General features: G+C 34.7%; 2 protein-coding genes. One reads left to right on the top strand and one right to left on the bottom strand.

The annotated features are described in order from the left end of the window. A partial coding sequence (asnB, locus tag ABJG98_RS05400; RefSeq protein WP_348278464.1) for an asparagine synthase (glutamine-hydrolyzing) occupies nt 1-1,644 on the bottom strand: 1,644 nt, incomplete at its 3' end. 395 nt (nt 1,645-2,039) lie between these two features. Between asnB and ABJG98_RS05395 the strand changes: the two genes are divergently transcribed. Next, a partial coding sequence (locus ABJG98_RS05395) for a hypothetical protein (protein ID WP_348278463.1) occupies nt 2,040-2,401 on the top strand: 362 nt, incomplete at its 3' end.

Below are 2,401 nucleotides of genomic sequence, written 5' to 3'. Positions count from 1 at the left end.
TCCACGATTCACCCTTAACCAAGGTGGGATCTCACGAGCAACTTCGACCACGCGGTGATCTAAGAAAACTGGTCTTGATTCAATTGAGTTTGCCATATCAACTCTGTCTCCTGCCCAACTCAAATGGTTACCCTCCATCATTATCTTGATCCAAGTGTATTGAGCAATATCTAATGGATGACGTCCCTTTACCTGATCTTGATCTATATTATCTGCAAGAACCTCCATTGGATCATAGTTCTTAGTATCATTTTGAATATTATCGTGAAGTAGTGGCCTAACAATAGATAGATGTGATACCCATGAATGAAGCCATGATGGAGTAAAGCCGCAAACTGAATTCATAGCTTGATTGCTTTGAATTTTATTAAACAGATAGGACTTTGTGAATTTTGAGGTTAATTCATCATACAATTCTTCTTTACCTAAGGTTCTTTCCGCTTTTGATGCATTTTCCCAATTTATATGCCTTAATAAATCTAGCTTGAATTGTAAGTATCCTCCGAACAATTCATCAGCCCCCTCTCCAGTCAACACAACTGGGCAATTAGCCGATTTAACCACTTTGCTCATCTGTAATTTTGCGGCTCCGAGTGTATTGTAAAAAGTTCTTTCACCGTGCCAGAGTGTTTTAACATAATTTTCACCATAAAGATGATTGGCTTTTATTGGAATTATTGTATGTTCAGCTCCAACATGCTGAGCCATTAAACTCGCTATTTTAGACTCATCAAAGTTTCGATGATCAAACGATAAAGTGAATGCTTTAACGGATGATTGACTCATTGTCGAAGCCAAACTTGTCAAAATAGAACTATCAAGTCCCCCAGATAGATAGCAGCCAACAGGAACGTCTGCATCAAGACGTAAATCTACTGCGCGTGTTAATTCCTCTTGTAATTTTTCGATGTAATATTCGTCAGATTTACTTCTTTCATAGTAGTCCTTTTCAGGGAAATCTAAATCCCAATATTTATATTCTCTTACTTCTAATTCACCTTTAAAACCATCTATTATCAACATATGTCCCGGCTTCAATGAATAGACATCCTTAAATAGTGTTTTGCCAGGAACCATTTGATACATCAACTGATGAATAATGCCTTGATTATCGAACTTAGCCTGAATTCGTGGGTGGGTAAATAAAGACTTCATCTCAGAAGCCCAATAAATACAATTTGGAGTTATATGATAATATAGAGGTTTAACACCAAATCGATCCCTTATTAATATCAATCGGTTACGTTTTTCGTCAAACATTGAAATTGCAAACTCTCCACGTAAATGCTCAACAAAAGAAAGTCCATATTTTGCATATAATGGTAAAACAATTTCCGAATCACTTTTTGTAGAGAACTTAAAGCCCTCTAACTGAAGTTTCGTCCTAATCTTCTTATAGTCATAGAATTCTCCGTTAATTGAAACAACTGTTTCATGCTCTTTGCTGACAAGAGGTTGTTTTCCAAATCGAAGATCAACTATCGACAACCTTGAATGCCCAATAGCAAGTCCACTTGATTTATTGATGTGATAACCGAAACCATCGGGTCCACGATGTTTCAGTTTATGAGTCATTTTTTTTAGAATTTCAAGATCTTCATCCTCAAGACCTTCTGGCCTCCAAAACCCAGTGATTCCGCACATTTAGAGGGATTTTAAGGTTACAAATGCAATGTACAAAATAGGGTAATCTTTTATTAATAAATGATGAAACTCAAATACAGGAAAACATTGCTAAATAAAGAACAGATTAATCTTAGAGGCTTAGGTTTGACACATCTCGAACTATCATTTAGTAGTAAAAATAAGAAATTCCTTATCAATTAATTATTACACATTATCAAGAAATCAAAAATTATTTGAGGAATACGAAATGGATTGCTTTCTTTTGGAAAATATTGAATTTAGGATCATTATTTTGATGGATAATTATTATAGTTATGGGCAATCTTGTATCAAATACCTGGTCATTTGAGATTTTTTTAGAAAGAGTGATTCTATGATCCAGCTTACATGATTTTATTCTCATGATACATTCCATGTTCGTTTTCCTAAAAGAATATTGGATAAGCACCAGAGCTTGTCTTAAGTACTCTTTCAAGTATACTCCTAACTATACTTCCATCATAGTTTTACTGGGATTAGCAATTGCCCAGGTCCCTTACATCAAAGCTTATTCTTTAGGGCTTCTGGTAAATTCCATTCAAGGCACTTCAATTGATAATCTTAATACAACTCCAATTATTGTAGCCGTTCTTTTTTTCTCATTGGTTGTAGCTCTTCCCGAAGTACTAGAAGAGATATTTACTTATATAAATAAGTTATGGAAATTTAAACTAACAGAGAAGTTTGAGGTATTGATCTTGAGAAAGAAAGTGGAGATTGATATTTCGACGTATGA

Origin of the sequence: Ekhidna sp. (assembly GCF_039960695.1) — a bacterium.
Classification (GTDB): Bacteria; Bacteroidota; Bacteroidia; order Cytophagales; family Cyclobacteriaceae; genus Ekhidna.
Note: the sequence above shows the minus strand (reverse complement) of the source record. Positions and strands in the feature narration are given on the sequence as shown.